This window comes from Roseburia amylophila, assembly GCF_025567465.1.
Lineage (GTDB): Bacteria > Bacillota > Clostridia > Lachnospirales > Lachnospiraceae > Roseburia_C > Roseburia_C amylophila.
On sequence record NZ_JAOQKI010000009.1, the window covers coordinates 73,544 to 91,688 of the forward strand.

Sequence of the window (18,145 nt, forward strand, 5' to 3'; positions counted from 1 at the left end):
ACCTCCTATAATTCCAGCGGCTCACCCGCACATTTTTGCTTTATGTCGAAGTAAGATAATATGGTTGCGGCAATGTCTGCAAAGCTGCCTCTTGTGCCATAGTTCTTACCCGGAGTAATATGCGCTCCATACATAAGAAGTGGTGTATACTCTCTGGAATGGTCAGTAGAAGGTGTACTCGGATCACATCCGTGGTCGGCTGTAATCATTAAAATATCATCCTCCCGTAACTTTGCCAAAAGCTCCGGCAGCCGCTCATCAAAGTGTGTCAGTGCTTTTGCATAACCATCTACATCATTCCTATGTCCATACAACATATCATAGTCTACCAAATTTGTAAAACATAATCCAGTAAAATCTTTGTCCATATAGGCTAATGTTTTGTCAATTCCATCATCATTTCCGTTTGTTCGTACAAAATCTGTAATTCCACGTTCTGCAAAAATATCTATGATTTTTCCAACAGACAGCACTGTTTTCCCACTTTCCGTCAGCTGATCTAACATGGTAACTGCCGGCGGTTCTAAGGAAAAGTCATGTCTTCCTGCAATACGGGTAAAATTCCCCGGTTCTCCGATAAACGGTCTTGCGATGACTCTTCCCACTCCGTTTTTCCCAGTCAGCATATTTCTTGCAATCTGGCAATCCCGGTACAGTTCTTCAATCGGCACTACCTCTTCATGGGCTGCCACCTGGAAAACAGAATCTGCTGATGTGTATACAATCAGTTTTCCAGTTTCCATATGCTCTTTTCCATAATCCCGGATAACATCCGTGCCGGAATATGGACGGTTGCAAAGTACCCCGCGTCCGGTTTTCTGCTCAAATTCTTCTATGATTTCCTGTGGAAATCCATTTGGAAATGTTGGCAGTGGATGACTGGATATCACGCCTGCAATCTCCCAGTGTCCGATGGTGGTATCTTTTCCTTTGGACACCTCTGTCAGTCTGGCGAATGCACCTTTCGGATTTGCTTCTTTTCCTCCAATGTGGACTCCGTCAATATTAAAATAGCCCAGTGAGCGCATATTTGGCATGGAAAAATATGGACTTCGTGAAGCTGCAAGTAAGGTATTGCTTCCTTCATCATGATACTCTGCCGCATCCGGCATTTCTCCGATTCCAACGCTGTCTAATACAATTAAAAATACTCTCTTCATAGGTATTCCCTCTCTTCTCATGGTTCTGTCGTTTCTTTTTCTTATGCTATTATTATACTAATTTCAGCCCCGTTTTCAAGTATCTAAGGGCGGGGCTGCTTCCCTTAATTTGTCTGTTCTGTTGTGTCTGAATTTTCAGTGGTTTCTGTTGCCGGATTCTCCTGTGCAGTATTTTTCTGAATTGGTGTGATAATGATATTTTCTGCCTCAATGCCGGCTTTTCTCTTTACAATATCCTCTATTTGGGCACGTTTGGCATCTGTTACTTCTCCCATATCAAGTACCACATCCGCTGTATTATCCGTAATGCTGACAACTACATCCGTAAATCCTTTTGCCTCTAACAACATCTCGGCTGCATTTTCCCGTTCTGCAATATCCGTCATTGCCACCATCTGATTTAAGGCATCCTGCTTTGCAGCTTCATCTATATTTGTATTATTGATAATTTCCAGCAAAGTCTCTTTGTTTTTAGAACGTACCTGTTCCCGGCCCAGTTTCATTTCTGACGCATAATCCACGCTGCTGCTTGCCATGACGGCTTCGCCCGGGTTCTCAAGGCTCTCTTCAACCACACCGTCTGCCGCTGATACAGCTTCACTACTGTTATCTTCCGTATCGGTAAAAATATCTGCTTCCGCTAAGTCATCCTCTGCCGATATCTCATAAGATAAATCTGCCGTATCCGCAGAAGCCTCCATTGCCACTTTTTCATCTTTGCCATTCTTGTCGGTAAAACTTAAGTAACCTGCCACTGCTATCATCAATGCCAATGCGGTTATAATGAGTTGATTTTTCTTAAATACTTTCTTCATTTACTGTCCTCCAGTCCGCTCATTTTTACTATTTTTATTCTATGTGCTTCTACCTGAAATAATGCCAAAACCGCCTCGGAAATATTCTGTTTCACCTTCTGGTTATCACCACCGGATGCCACAATTAAAATTCCCTCCACTTTGGGAAGAAGCTCCTTAGAAACAAAGGGTGTATTTCCGGCATCTGCTTCCTCATATACCGTACTTTCCTGCAGCTGCTGTTCCTTCGTGCTTCTTACTCCACCGGTGCTGTCACTTTCCTCTAAAGAATTTTCAGAAGTATTTTTATCCTTTTCCACCACCTGCGTCCCACTGTCCTGATAAGTAATCATCACCTTTACCTCACCGGCTCCGTCGATTTTTTCCAAAATATCTTCTAATTTCTGTTCTATTTCATCCTTGGATGCCTCCATGGTATTATTTTCCTTTGAAATATTTTCTTTTGCTTCCTCTGCCTGTTTTTTCCCTTTGGTATCTGTGGGCAATGCGATAATCAGAATCAATATGCCTGCCAGAACTAAAATCAGCCAATCTGACCGTTTTAGTTTCTTTTCTTTTATCTTTTGCATAAAATCCTGCATTTTCATTATCTCACCTCTTCTATCTGAATCTGCATCTTATCAACCAGATAATTTTCACATACAAATTTTTCTAATTCTGCATACTCCTGACTTGTATGCTCCTTTTTCTCCTCTGTTTCTTTTATCTCAATTGCCGGTATTTCAATATCCGAAACATGGACGGAACTATTTTTTTCAATGTTATCCCCAGACTTTTCCATACCGATTGTAATATGTTCTATTTCATAAACCTCATTTAACGTTACCTTACTGTATGCCACCGCATAGCCCTTTTGTCTTAACGTATCCTCTACCTGTCCACTGCAGGCTTCTTCATATTGCAAACGATAATCTGCAGTCTCTGCACTGCTTATGGCATTTATATTTTGTACATTTTCAAGTTCCTGAAAGAACTGTGCCTGTTCCATATTCTGTATCAGCGTATCCTCATCAATTAACCTAGAAGCAATGGGTGCCATTACCGCCAGCAGAATCAGAATCCTAAGAAAGAAATGCACATATTTTTCATAAGTTTTATTCTGCACCAGATACAGCAGCACATGCCCAATCAGAAAAAGGACCAGAATTCCCTTCATCCAGTTTAAAATTGCATCCATTTTATATTGCTCCCTCTCCCTCTTTCTCTTCTTATTCCATTTCTTCTCTCTATCCCATAAGAAACCCGGATATGGCAGTAATCATAGCAATCGTAACCAGAAAAAGTACCAGCGAAGTAAGCAAAATCCTTGTAAGCAGCCGACAACCCAGACAAATCCCATTCATGCTTCCTGCAATTCTCTTATCCGATACCGGTTCGGTTACCGCCGCTGTCACTTTATACATAAGACTCAGCAAAAACATTTTGCATAGTGGAAACATCACCAGCAAAAGTAAAATCAATACCCCGGCTGTTCCGACACTGTTCTTAATGACCATACCCGCTCCAAGCATCAGTTCACTGACTGCTCCTGTAATATTTCCCATTCCCGGTATCATTCCAATCGTCTTTGTGACGGTACTCATTTTCAAGCGGTCAATGACCGGAACCACCATGGTCTGTACCACATTCAGACCAATGGTTGCTGCAATCGCACATTTTAAACACCAGCGGATAATTTCTTCCATCAGTTCACACATTCTGCTAAAACGTTCCCCTTCTATCATATAATTCATAAATTCCATCATAATAAAGAGTTTCGTCATTGGCACCAGACAGGCAAGCATTCCCCACTGAACAATATAAACCACGATAAAAGCAATCTGGTAAAATCCTGCCGCTGTAAAATTTGCCATGGAAAATGCCAGAGACATGCCAAATACCGGAATCAGCATATTCATAAAATCTACAATCTGATTCATTGCCGTTACCACAATATCACTCATCATCTGATAGGACTGCAGCAGCAGGACTGTCATCTCCATATAAATCAGGAAAAAGCAGACCTCCGATATATAAGTATTATGAAAAATATCGGAGAAATTTTTAAGAAATGCACAGCTGATTGCCAGTAAAAGAACGGTTACCAGTATTGCCTTATTATCCTGCAATTCTCCCCACAGAATCCTTCCCACTGCCTGCGTCAGCTTTTGCCCGTCACAGGAAAAGTTTCCGGTTGCCAGCTCTTTAATCAGTTCATAGAAACTAATCTCTTCTGTAGCATCCTGTTCCTTTAAATACTGCTCAATCTCTGATAAATCCAGCTGTTCCATAAAATCATCCGTATAATCCTTATCCGTCCCTGTCCTGCTGTTATCTGATGCTGCTGATACGGAAGATGCCTGTACAAGTCCTCCTGGCATGAGCCAGAACATGAAAAATATAATGAAACATCCTGCCGTTCTTACAGGCATCTTAAACGCATTTTTTAATGGTTGTTTCTTCATAAAAAAGCCCCTAACGTTTCAATAAATCCCATCAGCACCGGCATACTGATTAAAAGAATCGACAGCTTGGCAAAGATTTCAATTTGTCCGGCAATCGCCTGATACCCGGATTCTCTGCAGATATCTGTTGCAAATTCTGCTACATAAGTAATTCCAATCATTTTTAAAATCATGGCAAGATACCTTCCATCTACAGGAATCAGCTCCACCACACTATTGATGTAAGACAATACAATCTCCAATTTTCCTATCAGAAAGATAAAGATGCAAATACATGCCACAATGCTGATTAAAATGCTGTATTCGCTTTTGTAATTTTTGATAAAAAGAGCAAGGAAAACCGCAGTGATTCCCAGTAATCCAACCTGAATAATATCCATATTTCTCCTCTACAACGAAAATAGTGACTTCATCGTTTCAAACAAATCATATATGTATGGAACAATCCAGAACAGCACAATCAAAAGTCCTGCCAGACTGGTTAAAAATGCATGTTCTTCCCGCCCACTGTGCTTTAGCACCTGGCTGATTACCGTCACCAAAATACCGACTGCCGCAATTTTAAATATCAGGTTTACGCTCATCTTCTCCTCCATTAAACCAGAATCAGCACCAGAAATATTCCTGCGGTAGCACACAGGTACATGCTGACTTTTATCCTATCTCGCATCTCTGTCTGTTCCCTTTGAATCAAAATATTGATTCTCTCTATCAGTAGCTCTGCCTCTTTTTCAAATATTCCTCCGCTTCCCTGTTCCAAAAGCCTTCCGCACTCCAAAAACAGCTGTCCTTCCTCTTTCGTAAATATTTCCCGGTTCTCCCATGACTTCCATGCCTCCTTCCAGCAGCTTTCCGGGCTGCAATTTTCATACTGCATCAGTTCCTTATGAACCTGCATAAAAAAGGACTGAAAGACTTCCGGTGCATGATGTCCCAATTCTGCAATAATATCCGGCAGCGGCTTCTTTAAGCTTTGCATATCTCCCTGTATTTTGAGCATACATTCCCGCCAGTCTAAAAGCCCTTCATAATGCAGCTTTATCTGCCGCATTCTGTCATACCCAATTCCAACTGTTCCAAAAAGTATCAGCACTGCTCCTATCAATCGGACCATATTTTTTCCCATGTCCCATCATAAATCATAAAATGTCTTCTTCCCTCATCATCCTTTTTTAAGATGACATACCGCTCAAAAATCTTTTGTTCCACCCATTTTCTAAGCTGTTCCTTTTGTTGTAATTCCAACATATCTGCTGCATGGATGGTTCCAAGAATACTGCAGCCACAATGCATTACTTCATCCACTGCCTGAAAATCTTCCATGGAACCAAGTTCATCCACTGCAATTACATCCGGCGACATGGAACGAAGAAGCATCCTCATTCCAACCGCCTTTTTACACCGGTCTATCACATCTGTCCGTATGCCAAGATTATTCTGCGGAATTCCACGGCAGCAGGCTGCTATCTCAGAGCGCTCATCTACCACCCCTACCTTAAAATGTATTCTGCTTGTCTCATCTCCGGAAATCAGACGAATACTGTCCCGGAGCAGGGTAGTCTTTCCAATCCCAACGGAAGATACGAAAAGCGTATTTCTCACTCTCTGTTCCGTTCTGATAAAGGGCAGAATTTCCTTTGCACATCCAATCTTCTGATGTGCAATTCTTATGTTCAATGATCCGACATAAGCAAGCCGTTCCACCTTTTCTCCCTCCATCCGGATCTGTCCGGTTACTCCTACCCGGTGTCCACCTTCTAAGGTCAGGAATCCACTCTTTAACTCTTCTTCATAGGCATAAATGGAATACCTGCTTAAAAAAGTCAGCATCGCAGAAATATCACTTTCCTTTATGTAATAACTTCCTTCCGCCTCCACACTTAATCTGCCACTTAGCTTATCTAAAAAATATTCCTTTCTCCCATCCCAGAGAATCATCGGCTGGTTTATACGGATGCGTATTTCCTCTGTCTCCTTTAATTTATCTTTATTTGCAAGCAGCATTTTCCGAAGCTCTGCTGGAAAAATCTGAAGTACCTGTTCTAACATTGTTTCCGGATTCACTCCTTTCTTTTATAAAAATGTTCTTTCTAAAATTATTAACCCGGCGTCATGGTTCCTCAAAAAGGAATGCCACATAAAAGTTGTAAGCGGCACTAAGAATTTTAATTAAGATATTGTTTTTCCCGGCAACCGGCGCAAATTCACATCCATGTTCAGGTTGCGCCTCGCTGTCACATCCATGTGCCAGCGTTGCCTGGTGCCCACTGAAATTCCAAGTGCCGCTAACAGCTTTCATCAGGCATCCATACTTCGAGGAACCATGCCGCCTTTTTCCCCAATCATAGAAAAACATTTTCCATATCTTCCAGACTTTTTCTCGCTACTTGCGTAACTACGAGAAACATGCGTAAAAAAGAATGTGCCTTGGCACATTCTCGCGCCTGCGGCGGTCGCTTGCGACATCTACCTTATACGCCGCAGTGCGCATCCTCGCGGAGCATTTTTTACTTTACAGGAAAGTAATTTCCTGTAAAGTAAAAAAGTCGCAAGGATTTCTCCTCACGACTAATATATGACTTGTCTTATAAAATATGCTCTAAAATTTGTTTCCCGCCTACAAAACCTGCCACCGGCAGTTTCTTACAAATGCTTGGCAACCCATAAGCTTGGCAATAGAACAGAGAATATGCCTTGGCACATTCTCGCGCCTGCGGCGGTCGCTTGCGACATCTACCTTATACGCCGCAGTGTGCATCCTCGCGGAGCGTTTTTTACTTTACAGGAAAGCAATTTCCTGTAAAGTAAAAAAGTGAAAGCTGTCACAAATGTGACAGCTTTCTATCTTATTAGTTGTACTTACGTTTTCTTGCAGCTTCCGACTTTTTCTTACGTTTAACACTTGGTTTCTCGTAATGCTCTCTTTTACGGATTTCCTGCTGGATACCAGCTTTCGCACAGTTTCTTTTGAATCTGCGTAAAGCGCTATCTAACGTCTCGTTTTCTTTTACGATTACATTTGACATTGTCTCACACCTAACCTCCCTCCAGTTGCGTATTGTGCATATTCAACTGTTTGGGTAATTTTATTGCACTACCAAAGATTATAGCATAATTTTCCCGTACGTCAACCGTTTTTTTGCTGTTTTTCCAATTTTCCGGAAAATATTTTTAATTCAGTATATTTTATGCTAACTGCTGTGTAAGAACAATCTTTGCTTCTGTCAAAGCATCTTTGATGCCAGCCGGATTCTTACCACCAGCCTGGGCCATATTTGGACGGCCACCGCCGCCTCCGCCAACCTTCGCAGCAATTCCCTTGATGAGGTTACCGGCATGTGCACCCTTGCCCATTGCTTCCTCAGTTGCCATTGTAACAAGATTTACTTTGCCATCACAATCAGAAGCTAATACGATAACACCTTCGCCAAGCTTCTCTTTGAGCTGGTCTCCTAAGTCTCTTAAACCATTCATATCTACACCGGAAACGCTGGTTGCTAAAAGTTTCACACCAGCTACTTCCTCCACCTGATTCATAACATCGCCTAATGCATCCTTTGCCGCTTTGCTCTTTAAGGATTCATTTTCAGACTGTAATGCTTTTACTTCGCCTAATACATGATTTACACGCTCAACAAGATTTGCAGGTGTCGCTTTTAATAATTTTGCAACCTCTTTTAAGGTTTCTTCTAACTGGTCATAATATTCAAATACACCTTTGGATGTCAGGGCTTCAATTCTTCTGACACCCGCCTGGATTCCAGCCTCGGAAATAATCTTAAATGCCTGAACTGCACTTGTATTGCTTACATGGGTACCACCGCAAAGCTCGGTAGAAAAATCTCCCATTTTTACAACACGGACTGTATCACCGTATTTCTCACCAAATAATGCCATTGCACCGGTCTTCTTTGCATCCTCTAAAGACATTACTTCTGTTATAACAGGAAGTGCTTCTGCAATTTTCTGGTTTACAATGTCTTCCACTTTGGTAATCTCATCTGCTGTCATTGCTGAGAAATGTGTAAAGTCAAATCTTAATCTGTGCTCGTCTACATAAGAACCGGACTGCTGTACATGGGTACCAAGTACTTCTCTTAAAGCTTCCTGAAGAAGATGTGTTGCACTGTGGTTCTTTCCGATTGCAAGTCTTCTGTCTACATCAATGGAAAGTTCTACTTCATCACCGGTCTTAATCATTCCCTTGGTAACTTTACCAATATGTCCGACTTTGCCGCCAAGCATCTTTACGGTATCTTCTACTTCAAAGACAAAGCTTCCGTCCTTGCTGCTGATAACACCAGTATCTGCTACCTGTCCACCCATGGTTGCATAGAATGGAGTCTTCTCTACGAAAATAGTTCCAATCTCACCATCGGATAAAGCTTCTGTGATTTCAGTCTCAGTAGTCATTACTGTAATCTTGGAAGTATAAGTATTGTTCTCATATCCGACAAATTCAGTTGTAATACTTGGGTCGATGGATTCATATACGGTAACATCTGCGCCCATGTAGTTGGTTACTTTTCTTGCTTTTCTTGCTTTCTCTCTCTGCTCTTCCATTGCAGCCTTAAATCCGGCTTCATCAATGGTAAATCCTTTTTCTTCTAAGATTTCCTGGGTCAGGTCAAGAGGGAATCCGTAAGTATCGTAAAGCTTGAAAGCATCCGCTCCGGATAATTCTTTCTTTCCTTCTTTTTCCAGCTTGTCCTGCATCTCTGCTAAGATAGCAAGTCCCTGATCAATTGTTTTATTGAATTTTTCTTCTTCCTGGGATAATACCTTGAAGATGAAATCTTTCTTCTCTTCTAATTCCGGATAACCATCCTTGCTCTCATGAATAACAGTATCACTGAGTTTTGCTAAGAACAGTCCGTCAATTCCAAGTAATCTGCCATGTCTTGCAGCGCGCCGAATCAGTCTTCTTAAAACATAACCTCTTCCCTCGTTACTTGGCATAATTCCGTCAGATACCATAAAGGTTACAGACCGGATATGGTCTGTAATCAGACGGATAGAAACATCATCTAATGCATCCTGCTGATAAGTCTTTCCTGATAATTCACAAATCTTATCACGGATTGCTTTCATAGTATCAATATCAAATACGGAGTCTACATCCTGCATAACAACTGCCAGACGCTCTAATCCCATTCCGGTATCAATATTTTTCTGGGAAAGCTCGGTATAACCACCTTTGCCATCTCCTTCGAACTGTGTAAATACGTTGTTCCATACTTCCATGAAACGGTCGCACTCACATCCTACTTTACAGTCAGGACTTCCACAGCCATATTTTTCTCCACGGTCATAATAGATTTCAGAACATGGTCCGCAAGGTCCTGCACCATGCTCCCAGAAGTTATCACATTCTCCGGTTTCCGGGTCACGATAGAATCTGGTAATTTTCTCTGCCGGAACACCGACTTCTTTAGTCCAGATTTCAAATGCTTCTTCGTCCTCTCCATAAATAGATGGATACAGACGCTCCGGATCAAGCTCTAACACTTTTGTTAAGAATTCCCATGACCATGCAATTGCTTCATGTTTGAAATAATCACCAAAAGAGAAGTTTCCAAGCATCTCAAAGAAGGTAAGATGTCTTGCTGTCTTACCTACATTTTCAATATCTCCGGTACGAATACATTTCTGACAGGTTGTCACTCTTCTTCTCGGCGGAATCTCCTGTCCTGTAAAATATGGCTTTAATGGAGCCATACCAGCATTGATAAGCAGAAGACTGTTATCATTATGTGGTACTAAAGAAAAGCTCTTCATTGCCAGATGTCCTTTGCTCTCAAAGAATTCAAGATACATTCTTCTTAAGTCATTTACTCCGTATTTCTTCACAATAATTCCTCCAAAAAACTATTTTTCTTCCTTTTTATCTTCATGTAATGCCAGTTCCTTTGCATCTTTCCGTTTCCGCAGTGCAATACCTGTAAACACACCGAGAACTGCAATTGCAACCAGAATCACAAAAATAACTACATACTGTAAAAAACTGCCTCCAAATGCGAGAAATTTATCCATACATTCTTCCTCCTGTTTTTAACTCCGGGAACCACTTTTTACCGATTTCCCGTGTAACGAAATTGTTTCCTTCCCCTAAGCAGGAAACGTATTAAGTATAGACCAATTAATGGCATAATTCAAGAATTTCATTTGAGATTGTCCATATCAAATACCTGATTTTCTTTTTCGATATCCATGATTCGGTCCGTATACAAATGATTATCACATTTTTGCTTGTATTTTTCAATGGCAGAATAATCCTGCCACATATGCATCGGGAATACATAATCAGCTTCCACATTCTTCATGAAATAAGAAAAACCAAGGTCAGTATACTCACCAAGTCTCGGGTCTAATACCACAAATGCCACATTGATATGCTCACCTTCTAACTTGCGTATCTGGTGTCTATAGTCCCGCTCCATCTTGCCATTAATCAGCTCTCCCACATGCTCCATCTTCCAGTTATGAAGGTCTCCTGCATGATAAATGGTCTTGCCACAGGTCTTTACCAGAAACGCCACACCGGCATCCGTGGAACGAAGGGTTTTTACCGTCACTTTTCCGATTTCATATTTCTTATCCGGAATGACATATTCGATACATTTCTTTACCCGCTCCGGAATACCGTGTTTTTTCATAAAATTCGGACTCATTTTTGTATCTTTTGACAAAATAAAATGAATGTCTTCATAATCCTCTGCCAGTTTTAAAATATTCATATCAAAGTGGTCCTGATGCTTATGGCTTGCAAAGAAATAAATGGATTTGTCTTTGTCAAATACCGGAAGCACTCCGGTAAAAGTATAACCGGTTACACGGTTTCCTTCAAAATAATCAAATATCAAAACCACATCTTCCATTTCCACCACAAAACAGCTATGATGCACAAATATTACTTTCATATCGTTCCTCTCATTTCATTCTGCCAATAATTTCATTTGCTTTCCGGTATATTTCTTCTGGTTCAAATCCAATCTGAAATGTGTTATCTTCATAAAGAATTTGTCCATTTACCATGGTAAGCTTTACATTCTGTTTGCTTCCGCTGTATACAATATTCCTGACAAGATTATTTTCCGGCTGCATATTCGGCTGCTTTAAATCAAGCATGATTAAATCTGCTTTCTTTCCCTCTGCCAGACTATCGCATTCATTTAATCCCATGGCAGCAGCTCCTCCTGTCGTTGCCATATAAAGTACTTCTTCCGCACCAACACAGGCTGCATCCTTTTCTCTGACCTTTGCCAGACCGGTAGTTAAAAACATTTCCCGGAACATATCAAGGCAGTTGTTACTTGCCGGGCCATCTGTTCCGATAGCAAGATTAATTTCCTCTTTTATAAAGCGGTCAATCGGTGCGATTCCGCTTGCCAGCTTCAGATTCGATGCAGGATTCGTTACTGCCGTAAGATTTCTCTTTCGAAAAATTTCAAAATCCTCATCTTCAAAATATACACAGTGATAACCACCGCCGCCATATTGAAACATTCCAAGCTCTTCCATCAGCCGGGTCGGTGTCATTCCATAACGCTCCTTACACTGTTCCACTTCAAGTGCAGTCTCGGAATTATGAAAATATACCGGTGCATGCAGCTTTTCGGATAATGCTGCCACCTGTTTTAAGTGCTCTTTTGAGGTGGTATATTCCGCATGAAATCCCGGCACATAACCGGTTAAGTCACTCATTTCATTGACTTTATGATAAATTTCTTCCATCTCTTCAATGGAGCTTGTAAAATCATTGAAGCTGCTGACCTGCATGGTCCGGAATCCACAGTCTATGGAAGCCTTTGCAATTGTCTCCGGAAAGAAATACATATCAAAATTTGAAGTGATGCCGCTGGTCAGATATTCCATGATGCCTAGTATGCTGAGCCAGTATATATCATCTGCCGTAAGCAGTGCCTCTTTCGGAAATACCTGCTTTGTCAGCCAGTCCTGTAATGGCAGGTCATCCGCATAGGAACGTAAAAATGTCATAGCCGTATGGGTATGGGCATTTTTAAATCCCGGCAGCAGCAGGTTTTTCTCTGCGTCAATTTCCCTGTCCCAAAGAATCATTCCTGCCGGCTCTTTTTCAAAAACACGTTCCGTATCAAGGCCATCCCCGATATAGATAATCTCATTCTTCTTTACCCACAATTCCCCGGTTATCACCTGAAAAGAATGTCCCTCTGACGGCTCTAAGATTCTGGCATTGTAAAAACGTATATTCATACGCAATCCCCTCCTTATCTTCTACCTTCTTCTGATAGATATCTGCCTCTTATATTTAATTTCTATAGCTGCTTCCCGCTATACCATTTTCTTACAGAAATGTTTTCATACCGGTAATAGAATCGGTCACCAGCTTTTTAAACAATGGTGCAACACGATCTGCTGTCTCCTGAACTTCACGGTGTATCAGTGAAAATGGTGAAATTCCTGCCGCGAGATTTGAAATACAGGAAATACCGCAGATTTTCATCCCCATATGATTTGCTGCAATGGCTTCACAGGCTGTACTCATGCCTACCGCATCTGCCCCCAGTACACGGCACATGGAAATCTCCTGTGGTGTTTCAAAATTCGGTCCTGATAACTGCAGGTAAGTGCCTTCCCGAAGCGGAATATCTGCTTCAATGGCAGCTTTTCGGATTATTTTCTGTAAATCCTCATCATAGATATGGCTCATATCCGGGAACCTTTCCCCCAGTTCATCGATATTTGCCCCGATTAAAGGAGATGGTACAAAGCAGCCAATCTGCCCGGTAATCATCATCAGATCTCCGGCTTTCATTCCCTGCTGTATTCCCCCTGCAGCATTGGTAAGAAAGAGTACCTTTGCTCCCATCATTTTCATTAATCTTGTTGGCAGCACAACATCCTGCATGGAATAACCTTCGTAATAATGCACACGTCCCTGCATACATACTACCGGCACATCCCCTACATAACCGAATACGAAGCGCCCCTTATGCCCCGGTACCGTTGATACCGGAAACCCTTCGATATCGTGATAATCAAGCACTGCTTCCACCTTCATATTTGTGTCAGCATAATCTCCTAATCCGGAGCCTAAAATCAATGCTGCCTGTGGTTTAAAATCAATCTTATCTTCAAAACATGCATAACATTTTAAAAGCTTTTCATATACTTCGTTCATGCTCCTCACTCCTTTTAACAATTATACCTTCCTATGTATTAAAAATCAAATAAAGAAAGCTGGTTCGATTCCGGCAGGTCCCCGAATAATCCAAGGTCTCCCATCAGATCAATTACGGTCTTACTAACTTTGGTCCGTTGCCTGAAATCATCCTTGGATAGAAAAGGACCATCCTTGGCAGCCTCTACCACTGCCTCTGCCGCCTTCTCGCCAAGACCATCTATCGTACTTAAGGCAGGCATCAGTTTGCCATCAATAATCTGGAAACGGGATGCCTGGGCTTTATATAAATCAATGGTCCAGAACTCATAGCCTCTTGCATACATTTCCTGCACAATACGCATATCCTTATAGGTATCCTGCTCCTTCTTCGATAGTGAATCCTTTCGTTTCTCATAATCACGCATGAAGTAATTCAGCTTATCCTTTCCCTGACACATAAGCTCATAACTGAATCCGGTTGCACGGATGGAAAAGTATGCTGCATAATATGCCAGCGGATAAAATACCTTACAGTAAGCAATACGCCACGCCATCATAACGTATGCCGCCGCATGGGCCTTCGGGAACATATACTTAATCTTCTTACAGGACCAGATATACCAGTCCGGTACGCCATGGGCAGTCATTTCTTCCTCCCACTCCGGTTTTAAGCCCTTTCCCTTACGGACAGACTCCATAATGGTAAAGGATTCCTCACTGTCAAGTCCCATACTGATAAGATAAATCATGATATCATCACGGGTACAGATTGCCGTAGAAATGGTTGCTTTTCCCTCTTCAATCAATGTCTGGGCATTTCCTAACCATACATCCGTACCGTGTGACAGACCTGCAATTCGAATCAGATGGGAAAAGGACTGCGGGTCTGCGTCAATTAACATCTGCATCGCAAAGTCTGTTCCAAACTCTGGAATTCCAAGTGCTCCAAGTGTACAGTTTGTCAACATATCCGGTGTAATACTCAGTGCACTGGTATTCTTAAATAAGGACATGACGGACTTATCATCCAGTGGAATCTTCTGTGCATCAATTCCGGTTAAGTCCTCAAGCATACGGATCATGGTCGGATCGTCGTGTCCGAGAATATCAAGCTTTAATAAGTTGTGATCAATGGAATGGTACTCAAAATGAGTCGTAATAATATCGGTTGTCATATCGTTGGCAGGATGCTGAATCGGTGTAAAGGAATAAATCTCTTCCCCCACCGGCAATACTACGATACCTCCCGGATGCTGTCCGGTGGTCCGGTGGATTCCCACGCAGCCCTGCACAATCCGGTCTATCTCACAATTTCTCTTATGCACACCATGCTCTTCATAATAATTCTTTACATAACCGAATGCGGTTTTATCTGCCAGCGTACCAATGGTTCCGGCACGGAAGGTCTGTCCCGCACCGAAAATTACTTCTGTATATTTATGGGATTTACTCTGGTAATCACCGGAGAAATTAAGATCAATATCCGGCTCTTTATTTCCCTTAAATCCAAGGAATGTTTCAAACGGAATATCAAAACCGGCTTTCACTAACGGCTTGCCACAGTTCGGACACCGCTTATCCGGCATGTCACAACCGGACTGTCCGCCATATTTCTTTACTTCCGGCGAATCAAAATCACTGTAATGACAGTGGGCACAGTAATAATGCGGTGCCAGCGGATTTACCTCCGTGATTCCGGACATGGTTGCCGCAAAAGAAGAACCTACGGATCCACGGGAACCTACCAGATAACCATCCTCATTTGATTTCCAAACCAGCTTCTGGGCAATGATATACATTACCGCATAACCGTTTCCGATGATGGATTTTAACTCCCGCTCCAATCGCTCCGATACGATTTCCGGCAAATCCTCTCCATACATCTCATGTGCCTTGTTATAGCAGATATCACGCAGCATCTGGTCGGAATTTTCAATCACCGGCGGACATTTATCCGGACGAACTGGAGAAATGCGCTCGCACATATCTGCAATCATATTGGTATTATCGATAACGACTTCTTTCGCTTTCTCACTGCCTAAATAGCTGAATTCCTCCAACATTTCTTCTGTGGTACGAAGATATAGCGGAGCCTGCTCATCGGCATCCTTAAAGCCTTTACCCGCCAGAATAATCCGACGGTATACTTCATCCTCCGGGTCCATAAAATGCACATCACAGGTTGCCACAACCGGCTTATGGAATTCTTCTCCTAATTTTACAATCCGGCGGTTAATGTCCTTTAATTCATCCATGGTGGAAATCGGTGCTTTTTCATCTTTTATCATAAATGCATTATTTCCAAGAGGCTGGATTTCAAGGTAATCATAAAACTTCACCAGACGGATAATCTCTTCCTGCGGCCGTCCCTGTAAAATTGCCTGATAAAGTTCTCCCGCCTCACAGGCAGAACCAATCAGTAAGCCTTCCTTGTGTTTTAAGTATTCGCTCTTTGGAATTCTCGCCCTCTGATGGAAATAATCAAGGTGGGATAAGGATATCAGCTTATAGAGATTCACACGACCCAGATCATTCGTTGCAAGAATAATAGCATGATGGGTCGGCATCTTCATAACGGTCTCTTTGCTGACATGTCCCTCGGCATTTAATTCATCCAGTGTATTGATGCCACGGTCAGCAAGCATTTTTACAAACTTTTCGAATATTTCAGCGGTACATGCTGCATCGTCTACCGCACGGTGATGATTCTCCAGCGAAATATTTAATGCCCTTGCTACGGTATCCAGCTTAAAACGGTTCAGATTCGGCAACAGCATTCGTGCCATGGCAACAGTATCTGCAATGGTAAAATCATAAGGAATGCTTAAACGGTCACAGTTATATTTGATAAAACTCATATCAAAATCAGCATTGTGTGCTACCATAACAGCACCATCACAGAAGGCTAAGAACTCCGGCATAACTTCTGCAATCACCGGTGCCGTAATTACCATATCATCTTTGATTCCGGTCAGATTTTCAATGTGGAACGGAATCGGCACTTCCGGATTAACAAAAGTGGAAAAACGCTCGGTTATATTCCCCTTTTCTACTTTTACCGCACCAATTTCAATAATTTTATTTACCAGCGGTGAAAATCCGGTGGTCTCTATATCGAATACCACATAGGCATCCTGCAGGGACTGATTCTTTGAATTTTCTACAATGTCCTTTAAGTCATCCACAAGATAAGCTTCCACACCATAGATAATCTTAAAGTCCGGGTCATCCGGCAGTGCATGGTTTGCAATCGGGAATGCCTGGACATTTCCATGATCGGTAATCGCCAGTGCCTTATGTCCCCACTTATATGCCCTTTTTACCAGATCTCCTACATCGGTAACACCATCCATGTCACTCATCTTGGTATGGCAATGAAGCTCTACTCTCTTTAACGGGCTGTTGTCCATTCTTATTGTAGTAAAATCAGGGATTTTCTTAATTCCGACAATGGAGCCGATGGTCAGCTCACTGTCAAATTTATCAATGGTCGTTACACCCTTAATTTTAAGAAATGCTCCCTTTTTCAAATCTCCCATCAGTTCCGGTAGATTCTCATTTTTTGTAAAGATTTTAAGCACAATGGAATCCGTAAAATCCGTTACTGACATAATGATAATTGTCTTTTCACCACGGATTTCTCTTGTATCTAATGTCATTATCTGTCCACGGATGACAACTTCTCCCATTTCACCTACGATGGTCTCAATCGGAATTGCATCCTCTTCAAAATCACGACCATAAATAACATCCGGATTGTCTGATTTTTTAACAAACTCTCTTCTCTGGAAGGAAGATTTTCCCTTGAAATCCTTTCCGCCGGAAAAGTTATTCTTTCCAGCAGAAGGCACTGCTCCTGTGCCTTCTGCACCGGTGGTCTGATTTTTTTCCGGGACAGCAGGAACTTTTTCTGTCTTCGCTGCTTCTCCATTCCGCTGTACTTCTGCCTCTTTTATTGCAGGCTGTTCCATGCCATCCGTATTCTGCGTTCTTGCTGCTGCAGTACGTGCCACGATATGGGCAACCTCTGTTTCAATCTGGCTGTCTGCGCTCTTTAAATAATCATTTTCTGCCGGTTTCTCATACTGTGGCTCAATCATTAATTTTAATCCACAACGTTCGCAGATGATTTTTTCTAAGATATCAATCAGTTCATTGCTCCGCTCTGTGGCAACAATAGTATCCTCTAAAGTAAGAATCATATGGTCTTCCCGGTCAAATTCCATTTTGCTGCAGCGCATCAGATTATAGAGCAATACGCTGTAATTGCGAATCTCTTCTAAAATACTCTCCCGGTATACCGCCATCAGTTTTTCCGGTGTATACTGGCTGGATAAATTAAATTTTTCTATGATTTTAACAGCTACCTCCTTGTGCGGAAATAGCTGTTGTCTGATTTCTTGTTCAATATGATAGATTTCCGGTTTTGGAATTAGCCTTGTACTCTCTAAATAAATCCGCAGTGCATTCTGTGCGGAATTCGATGCCACTTTTGTAATCTCTGTTTCTTTCAAAAGTGTACTCATCTCTCCGGTAATCTTTAATGTTGGAAAAACTTCAAAAAACAGTTTTGCCATAATT

The 18,145-nt window shown here is 41.8% G+C and carries 17 protein-coding genes; all 17 read right to left on the reverse strand.

What is annotated here, in order from left to right:
* Positions 1 to 5 precede the first annotated feature (5 nt).
* The 17 genes from OCV43_RS07525 to OCV43_RS07605 all read right to left on the reverse strand — a co-directional run bounded on the left by OCV43_RS07525 (position 6) and on the right by OCV43_RS07605 (position 18,141).
* Positions 6 to 1,160, reverse strand: coding sequence for a phosphopentomutase (locus OCV43_RS07525; RefSeq protein WP_262623773.1), 1,155 nt, complete (start codon positions 1,158 to 1,160; stop codon positions 6 to 8).
* A 104-nt stretch (positions 1,161 to 1,264) separates the two neighbouring features.
* Positions 1,265 to 1,975: a SpoIIIAH-like family protein gene (locus tag OCV43_RS07530; protein WP_262623774.1), complete on the reverse strand. Its 711-nt coding sequence runs from the start codon at positions 1,973 to 1,975 to the stop codon at positions 1,265 to 1,267.
* Positions 1,972 to 2,562, reverse strand: coding sequence for a stage III sporulation protein AG (locus OCV43_RS07535; RefSeq protein ID WP_262623775.1), 591 nt, complete (start codon positions 2,560 to 2,562; stop codon positions 1,972 to 1,974). Before OCV43_RS07535 ends, OCV43_RS07530 begins: the two co-directional genes overlap by 4 nt.
* The gene (locus tag OCV43_RS07540) at positions 2,562 to 3,152 is read right to left on the reverse strand and encodes a stage III sporulation protein AF (protein ID WP_262623776.1); all 591 of its coding nucleotides are present in this window, start codon (positions 3,150 to 3,152) and stop codon (positions 2,562 to 2,564) included. Before OCV43_RS07540 ends, OCV43_RS07535 begins: the two co-directional genes overlap by 1 nt.
* Before the next feature lie 49 nt (positions 3,153 to 3,201).
* Positions 3,202 to 4,419 carry a stage III sporulation protein AE gene (locus tag OCV43_RS07545; protein WP_262623777.1) on the reverse strand — a complete coding sequence of 406 codons (1,218 nt, stop codon included), beginning with the start codon at positions 4,417 to 4,419 and terminating at the stop codon, positions 3,202 to 3,204.
* Positions 4,416 to 4,799, reverse strand: coding sequence for a SpoIIIAC/SpoIIIAD family protein (locus tag OCV43_RS07550; protein WP_022243259.1), 384 nt, complete (start codon positions 4,797 to 4,799; stop codon positions 4,416 to 4,418). Before OCV43_RS07550 ends, OCV43_RS07545 begins: the two co-directional genes overlap by 4 nt.
* A gap of 9 nt (positions 4,800 to 4,808) precedes the next feature.
* Positions 4,809 to 5,003 (reverse strand): stage III sporulation protein AC, encoded by a 195-nt coding sequence (spoIIIAC, locus tag OCV43_RS07555; RefSeq protein WP_022243260.1) that lies wholly within the window; start codon positions 5,001 to 5,003, stop codon positions 4,809 to 4,811.
* A gap of 11 nt (positions 5,004 to 5,014) precedes the next feature.
* Positions 5,015 to 5,533 carry a stage III sporulation protein AB gene (locus OCV43_RS07560; RefSeq protein ID WP_262623778.1) on the reverse strand — a complete coding sequence of 173 codons (519 nt, stop codon included), beginning with the start codon at positions 5,531 to 5,533 and terminating at the stop codon, positions 5,015 to 5,017.
* The gene (spoIIIAA, locus tag OCV43_RS07565) at positions 5,521 to 6,468 is read right to left on the reverse strand and encodes a stage III sporulation protein AA (protein ID WP_262623779.1); all 948 of its coding nucleotides are present in this window, start codon (positions 6,466 to 6,468) and stop codon (positions 5,521 to 5,523) included. Before spoIIIAA ends, OCV43_RS07560 begins: the two co-directional genes overlap by 13 nt.
* 61 nt (positions 6,469 to 6,529) lie before the next feature.
* On the reverse strand, positions 6,530 to 6,775 hold the full coding sequence (locus OCV43_RS07570) for a hypothetical protein (RefSeq protein ID WP_117947068.1): 246 nt from the start codon (positions 6,773 to 6,775) through the stop codon (positions 6,530 to 6,532).
* 493 nt (positions 6,776 to 7,268) lie between these two features.
* Positions 7,269 to 7,445, reverse strand: a complete 177-nt coding sequence (rpsU, locus tag OCV43_RS07575) for a 30S ribosomal protein S21 (protein WP_021737899.1) — start codon at positions 7,443 to 7,445, stop codon at positions 7,269 to 7,271.
* Between the two features lie 160 nt (positions 7,446 to 7,605).
* Entirely contained in the window at positions 7,606 to 10,269 is a 2,664-nt protein-coding gene (gene alaS / locus OCV43_RS07580; protein ID WP_331494983.1) for an alanine--tRNA ligase, read from the reverse strand.
* Positions 10,270 to 10,287: 18 nt separating this feature from the next.
* Positions 10,288 to 10,452, reverse strand: coding sequence for a hypothetical protein (locus OCV43_RS07585; RefSeq protein WP_022243264.1), 165 nt, complete (start codon positions 10,450 to 10,452; stop codon positions 10,288 to 10,290).
* A gap of 128 nt (positions 10,453 to 10,580) precedes the next feature.
* Positions 10,581 to 11,339, reverse strand: a complete 759-nt coding sequence (locus tag OCV43_RS07590) for an MBL fold metallo-hydrolase (RefSeq protein WP_262623780.1) — start codon at positions 11,337 to 11,339, stop codon at positions 10,581 to 10,583.
* Positions 11,340 to 11,349: 10 nt separating this feature from the next.
* The gene (locus tag OCV43_RS07595; protein WP_262623781.1) at positions 11,350 to 12,654 is read right to left on the reverse strand and encodes an amidohydrolase; all 1,305 of its coding nucleotides are present in this window, start codon (positions 12,652 to 12,654) and stop codon (positions 11,350 to 11,352) included.
* Between the two features lie 91 nt (positions 12,655 to 12,745).
* Positions 12,746 to 13,582 (reverse strand): purine-nucleoside phosphorylase, encoded by an 837-nt coding sequence (locus OCV43_RS07600; protein ID WP_262623782.1) that lies wholly within the window; start codon positions 13,580 to 13,582, stop codon positions 12,746 to 12,748.
* Between the two features lie 38 nt (positions 13,583 to 13,620).
* Positions 13,621 to 18,141 carry a PolC-type DNA polymerase III gene (locus OCV43_RS07605; protein WP_262623783.1) on the reverse strand — a complete coding sequence of 1,507 codons (4,521 nt, stop codon included), beginning with the start codon at positions 18,139 to 18,141 and terminating at the stop codon, positions 13,621 to 13,623.
* Positions 18,142 to 18,145 lie beyond the last annotated feature (4 nt).

Bases quoted from the DNA above. Each gene is read 5' to 3' on its own strand.
- OCV43_RS07525 (WP_262623773.1), bottom strand. From the start codon at position 1,160: ATGAAGAGAGTATTTTTAATTGTATTAGACAGCGTTGGAATCGGAGAA.
- OCV43_RS07530 (WP_262623774.1), bottom strand. From the start codon at position 1,975: ATGAAGAAAGTATTTAAGAAAAATCAACTCATTATAACCGCATTGGCA.
- OCV43_RS07535 (WP_262623775.1), bottom strand. From the start codon at position 2,562: ATGAAAATGCAGGATTTTATGCAAAAGATAAAAGAAAAGAAACTAAAA.
- OCV43_RS07540 (WP_262623776.1), bottom strand. From the start codon at position 3,152: ATGGATGCAATTTTAAACTGGATGAAGGGAATTCTGGTCCTTTTTCTG.
- OCV43_RS07545 (WP_262623777.1), bottom strand. From the start codon at position 4,419: ATGAAGAAACAACCATTAAAAAATGCGTTTAAGATGCCTGTAAGAACG.
- OCV43_RS07550 (WP_022243259.1), bottom strand. From the start codon at position 4,799: ATGGATATTATTCAGGTTGGATTACTGGGAATCACTGCGGTTTTCCTT.
- spoIIIAC (WP_022243260.1), bottom strand. From the start codon at position 5,003: ATGAGCGTAAACCTGATATTTAAAATTGCGGCAGTCGGTATTTTGGTG.
- OCV43_RS07560 (WP_262623778.1), bottom strand. From the start codon at position 5,533: ATGGTCCGATTGATAGGAGCAGTGCTGATACTTTTTGGAACAGTTGGA.
- spoIIIAA (WP_262623779.1), bottom strand. From the start codon at position 6,468: ATGTTAGAACAGGTACTTCAGATTTTTCCAGCAGAGCTTCGGAAAATG.
- OCV43_RS07570 (WP_117947068.1), bottom strand. From the start codon at position 6,775: ATGTTTTTCTATGATTGGGGAAAAAGGCGGCATGGTTCCTCGAAGTAT.
- rpsU (WP_021737899.1), bottom strand. From the start codon at position 7,445: ATGTCAAATGTAATCGTAAAAGAAAACGAGACGTTAGATAGCGCTTTA.
- OCV43_RS07585 (WP_022243264.1), bottom strand. From the start codon at position 10,452: ATGGATAAATTTCTCGCATTTGGAGGCAGTTTTTTACAGTATGTAGTT.
- OCV43_RS07590 (WP_262623780.1), bottom strand. From the start codon at position 11,339: ATGAAAGTAATATTTGTGCATCATAGCTGTTTTGTGGTGGAAATGGAA.
- OCV43_RS07595 (WP_262623781.1), bottom strand. From the start codon at position 12,654: ATGAATATACGTTTTTACAATGCCAGAATCTTAGAGCCGTCAGAGGGA.
- OCV43_RS07600 (WP_262623782.1), bottom strand. From the start codon at position 13,582: ATGAACGAAGTATATGAAAAGCTTTTAAAATGTTATGCATGTTTTGAA.
- OCV43_RS07605 (WP_262623783.1), bottom strand. From the start codon at position 18,141: ATGGCAAAACTGTTTTTTGAAGTTTTTCCAACATTAAAGATTACCGGA.